Raw genomic sequence first — 5699 nt, 5'->3', positions numbered from 1 at the left:
TATGTACAGCGCATGAGTGCGGCGACCCTTGAGGCGACCGATGCGGCGATCTTTATCTCCTCCACGGGGCGCCCTCGTGCCCTGCAGGACAGTCTCGAACTGGCCCGATACTATCGGGCACAAACGGTGGCGATCACCGACCGGGATAGTCCGGTGGGTCGGGAGAGCGACATTTGTTTGCATGTCGATCTTACACAGTCGGGGGTTCATGAGTTTCAGCCCAACCCCATGCGTTACGCACAATTGTTGATGATTGATCTCCTGGCCTATCAGGTTGCCGAGCACCTGGGCTCCCGGGCCAGACTGATGTTGCGCCAGACCAGGGCGAGCGTGGCATCACTGCATGGGATTGCGCCGAAACAGCCCATCGGCGACTGAAATGGCGACAGTTCCCCCTGGCCGCACTGCCTCCCTCCAACCCAGAACGGCAACCGAACCATGCAGTCTCTGTTACGCTGGATGTCCGTCTGTACCTTCCTGCTGCTATCGGCCATCCCGGCCATTGGTCAGGATGAATTGCGCCTGGTCCGCGCATTTGAACCGCAATCCCTGGACCCCCACAAAGCGGGAACTTGGGAATATCACACGCTGATTGATCTGTTTGAGGGGCTGACAGCAACAGACGCTTCGGGTTCGATCATCCCGGGGATGGCGGAAAGTTGGACCATCTCCCCCGACGGGCTTACATATCTGTTCAGGCTGCGGCCCGAACAGAAATGGTCCGATGGGCACCCGCTGGACAGCACAGACATCATCTGGTCGCTGCGCCGTTCGCTGGCCCCGGTGACAGGAAACCAGGTTGCCTATTCATTGAAGTCGATCCGCAACGCCATGGAGGTGATCAACGGAAACCTCCCGGGTACGGCACTGGCCGTAAGCGCACCTGACGCCCGCAGTGTCCGGTTCGAACTCGCCTACCCTGACCCTAGCTTTCTGGAAGCCCTGTCTACCCAGGCCGCGTTCCCGGTTCCAAGACATATTGTGGATCAGAAGGGTGACGCATGGGCGCAAACCGGCACCTTCATCTCCAACGGAGCGTACCGATTGCTGGAGGCAGTGCCCAACAGCCATGTCCGTCTGGAACGCAACCCATTCTTTCATGATGCCTCAGCGGTGATGACCGACCTGGTCACATATTATCCGCTCGATGACAATGCCACGGCGCTCAAGCGGTATCGCGGCGGTGAACTGGACGTGTTGTCTGACTTTCCCCTGGAATCGCTGCCCCAGTTGCGGCGGGATTTTCCTGATGAAATCCGTATCACACCTGCCATCGGCCTACAGGCTGTCATGGTGAATACCCGCAAACCACCCCTGAACGATGTGCGCGTGCGGCGTGCCCTGTCTCTTCTGCTCGACCGTGACGCTATCGCCGACAAGCTTTTGCAGTCTGGTGAGCGCGGTGCCTATAGCTATACGCCACCGCACCTGACAGGTTATGCGCCACCCCGGATTGAGGGGGCAAACATGGATCGGGCGGAACGGGTCAAGAAGGCAACCGCCTTGGCGGCAGAAGCAGGCATCACGAAAGACAAGCCCATCCGGCTGGTCTTCCGCTACACCACCAATCGGCAATCCAAGCGGGTGGCCATCGCCATTGCCTCCATGTTGCGCGAGATCGGCGTAACCGTGGAACTGGTCAATACTGAATCACGGGTCACACTGCGGGACTACAAGGCCGGCAATTTCGATTTGGCAATGTACCAGTTCAGTAACGCCATCAGCGATCCTATCGAATTTCTGGAACCGATGCTGGGGCGTGACGGATATCTCAACCTCTCTGGATACAATGACCCGGCCTTCGACGCGCTATTGACGCGGGCCCGCCAGACGCAAAATCCGGCCCAGCGCGCCGACTTGCTTGCCCAGGCGGAAATGCTGGCCCTGGCGGCCGTGCCATATCTGCCATTGTACCACATCGCTTCACGGTCGCTGGTTTCGCCCAAGATAAAGGGCTGGGTCGATAATGCAGGGAACCTGCACCCCAGTCGTTACATCTCTATCACCCCGTAAGAACTGATTTCCGCAGAAGAAGATGAGAATTCCGCACAGGCAAGGAAGCAAATCTTCTTTTGTCTCTATTCCGCAGGTTTCTTCAAAACATGGGTAGGTTCGTTCACCATAAGCGCCCGGGTCAAGGCAGGCTCTGGGCTGGAACACACCGACAGGGTTCGGCAGGGACCGTCCGCAGCAGCAAGATAAGCGTGGCCCATGGTGCTATCCAGATAGATACTCTCACCTGCCCTGACGATGGTGGGCGCATAGAATTCGGTGTGTAGCTCGATAGCGCCTTCCATCACATAGATGAATTCTTCCCCAGGGTGGCGAACAAGAACGCCAAATTCCTCGATGGTGCGGGCCCGGTGCTCCACCAGAATGGGAATCATCTTCTTATGCGTGATATCGGTGTTCAGATAGCGATGGCGGTAATTTTTTGTGGGAACCAGTGCGTCTTCCCCACCAACGCGGTCAACACTCCGCCTGGTCAGCATGGCCACGGGTGCAGGTTGCACCAGAGCCGGTTCCGCAACGGATGCCGGTTCGTTCGTGAACAAGGTGCCGATATCGATGCCGAGCCCTTCGCACAATCTCACAATCTTATCAAAGGTCAACGACATGCGATCGTTTTCGACCTTTGACAAGGTGGAGACGGCAAGCCCGGTCCGCTCGGCCACATCAGCAAGCGTCCAGTCATTTTGAAGACGCAACCGGCGCAATGATTTGCCGATCGGTGCCCTTGCCGTCATATACCACAATCCTTGATTCAACCCGGATTTTCCGATCACGCGGGCTGGTTTTAGCGTTTAGGAAAATGAAAATGCCACAGGGACGGTGGTGATGAAACCCCTTTCCCTGTGGCAGCTTTGGACAACGGTTGTTCAACAGAGCGGATCATACGACCGACATGAGCCAAGCCGCCGGATGGCGGCGCACGGCGTCTGAAGTGGCATGAAATCTTGACGATCGGTCAAGATTTCATGCCACTGATATCAATAGGTGATATCAAGGCTGAGACCAATTGTGCGGGGTTGGAAAACAGTCCGGTCGATCTGTACAGACGAACCCAGCGCCGTCGTTATCAAGCTGGCTGCTGTTGTGGCGTGGGAATTGGTGGCATTGCGAACATACAGACGCAATGCCACCATATCGTTGCTGACACCGGCATTGAGATCCAGCACACCGTAGGACTTGGTCCGCACAAACAGCGGCGAACTTTCGGGTAAACTGTTCACAGCACCGGTCCAACGGTATCCTGCCCCGACATTGGCTCCCCAGTCACCCACAACATCCCAGCCATAGTCCGCCGTCAGGGCAAAGGAGTATTTCGGGATCAATGGCAAGTGGTCGCCATCGGCAGCGCCGACAGCAGGCACATCGCTAGCGAATGTGGGGTCCGTGTAGGCACCGTTGGCACCAAGACGCCATCCGTCTACCGGGATGAAAACCGTCTCGAACTCAAGACCCGCGCTTTTTGCTTTGCCCCCATTTTGGAGGTAGGTAAAGCCACCACTCGACGCCGAGATTTGGACATCATCCCAATCGACATAGAAGACCGTGGCGTTGGCCTGCAGTCGCCCGTCAAACAGCGTTGATTTCACACCGGTCTCGTAGCTGACCAACGTATCGGCATCAACGCTGGGCGGCACATTCGGCAAGGTGACGTTGGGCCCGCCCGGACGATAGGAACTGGCCACCCGCACATAAAGCATCACATCATCATCAACCCGAAAGCGCGGGCTGACCATAAAAGTCGTCACATTTTCTGAGGACTGTCCAGGAACACGTATGGGCGCGCCCAACAGAACCCCCTGTGAAATCTGCTCGAAATCCTGTTCATTTCGAGCCCAGCGCAGACCAGCGGTGACATCGAACCGGTCGGTCAAGGCCAATGTCGCATTGCCGAAGACCGCCACCTCCTTGTAGGTCGATGGCAGACTGGCGTCGGCAAGCGGATTGAGGGCGGAAATGACGGTGCCATTCATCGATTGGGCGGTGGCATATTGAAGGTTGGTGCTGTCTTCCTTTGTGTAAAAACCGCCCAGCATCCATTCAAAGCCGTCACGGGTGGGCGAAGTCAAACGAACTTCCTGTGTGAATTTCTCATGATCCAGCGATAGCGTGAAACGGGACAGGCCGGCGGGCACCAAACCGCGTGTCAGGATCGGGTACGCGACACCATAGATCGCACTCGCATCCTGAACGGTTTGCGTCTCCGCTTTGGAATAGCTGCTCGCTGATGTCAATGTTGCGAAGTCCAGGTCCCAATCCACGGAGGCCGTGTAGAGATCCAAATCCTTCGTGAAGGGCTGATCCAAGTAGTATCGGCTATCGAGCCTGCCGGCGATGGGTTGGTCGGTAGCGATGTCATAGGCGACGACCGAATTATTGCGGCTATCCACATTCTGGAACATTGCCGAAAGTCGTACCGTGACCGGTGCCGTGGGACGCCACAGCACGGATACCCGAGCCCCTTTCTGAGTGGAGGGGTTGATGTCCTGGGAACCCGTGCGGGAGTTGTCGATGTAACCTTCGTTCTTTTGGCGGTAGAAACTGGCCTGTACGGCCATCCGGTCCTGGATCACAGGCAGATTGATCTGTCCGCGCACACCCCAGTTGGCACCGCCTGCGCCGTCGGTACCCGACAACTCGCTGCCGAGCTTCATCTGCGTATCATCCAGAACCGGCTTACGCGTAACATATTTCAGCAGCCCCCCCATGGTGCTGGCACCATAGAGCGTACCCTGAGGACCACGCAGGAGTTCCACCTGCTCAATGTCATAGGGGAAAAGGTCCAGCGCATAGATGGCGGCGCGGGCATAGTTGGCGCTTGAACCCAGAGGCGTGTCATCAATATAGGTGCCGACGGTAGCCCCAGGCCCAATAGTCGAAATTCCGCGCAAGCTTACGGATACCTGACCCGGTGAGCCGCCACTTCGGATGGCTATACCGGGTAAATAAGCAGCATAATCAGCTAGGCCCGACGGGCTGGCCTTGGCGATCCTCTCCCCGCTCAACACGGAAATCGAAGCAGGGACAGTCTGGAGGTTCTCCAGTCGCTTCTGTGCCGTGACGATGATCTCTTCCAGCAAGATGGGCTCTTCGCTGGCCGTCTGTCCCACCGCCGGGAGCAACGGAAGGGTTGAGAGGGTAAGACCTGTCAGAACACCGGTCCGCAACCACGGACGCAATTTTTCACGCGCGAAAACCATGGAATAGCCTTTCCTGTCCGAGGCTGGGACCGTTTATCGACCCCTTGACAATTCGGGCGCACAAACCGGTTCCGGGACCCGAAGGGGCCGATCGCGGAGTGGAGCCTCATTGATTGCAGGAAAACTAAAACAGGGTTCAGCAAGGTCGTCAACAATTACTATTCCAATGCGAAAAATATTTTGTATTTTTCCATCCGCCCCGGGGCTATTATCCGGTACGGGGCCTACCGAATACGAGTCACAGTCGTGTGAAAAAATCAATACTCTTATATATTACAACGACATGATCCTTATCGTCGAGCACAAGGAGCGACACTACGCACGGCAGCGTGAGTGCGCGAAGTCGGCAGGGTCTTGTTATAAAATCTATTATCGGAAAAAAAATTGACATGCCGCGAGAGATTGCAGACCATGAGGCCCCTTGGAGGTTGGATATGCAGGAATATGACATCGCAATCATTGGCGCAGGTATGGGCGGAGCCTCGCTGG

4 protein-coding genes are annotated in these 5699 nt (G+C 56.7%); 2 read left to right on the top strand and 2 right to left on the bottom strand.

The features are described 5' to 3' along the window. Both Q0072_RS07650 and Q0072_RS07645 read left to right on the top strand, forming a co-directional pair. Positions 1-378, top strand: a 378-nt coding sequence (locus Q0072_RS07650; protein ID WP_298328009.1) for an SIS domain-containing protein, incomplete at its 5' end; no start/stop codon positions are given. 60 nt (positions 379-438) lie between these two features. Further along, the gene (locus Q0072_RS07645) at positions 439-2013 is read left to right on the top strand and encodes an ABC transporter substrate-binding protein (RefSeq protein ID WP_298328006.1); all 1575 of its coding nucleotides are present in this window, start codon (positions 439-441) and stop codon (positions 2011-2013) included. 65 nt (positions 2014-2078) lie between these two features. Here the strand turns inward: Q0072_RS07645 and Q0072_RS07640 are convergent, their stop codons facing one another. Together Q0072_RS07640 and Q0072_RS07635 are read right to left on the bottom strand one after the other, a co-directional pair. Beyond that, complete coding sequence (locus Q0072_RS07640) at positions 2079-2786, bottom strand: XRE family transcriptional regulator (RefSeq protein ID WP_298328003.1); 708 nt, start codon at positions 2784-2786, stop codon at positions 2079-2081. 204 nt (positions 2787-2990) lie between these two features. Next, positions 2991-5090 carry a TonB-dependent receptor gene (locus Q0072_RS07635; protein WP_298328001.1) on the bottom strand — a complete coding sequence of 700 codons (2100 nt, stop codon included), beginning with the start codon at positions 5088-5090 and terminating at the stop codon, positions 2991-2993. Positions 5091-5699: the final 609 nt, after the last annotated feature.

Source organism: Asticcacaulis sp. (genome assembly GCF_027484505.1).
Lineage (GTDB): Bacteria > Pseudomonadota > Alphaproteobacteria > Caulobacterales > Caulobacteraceae > Asticcacaulis.
Note: the sequence above shows the minus strand (reverse complement) of the source record. Positions and strands in the feature narration are given on the sequence as shown.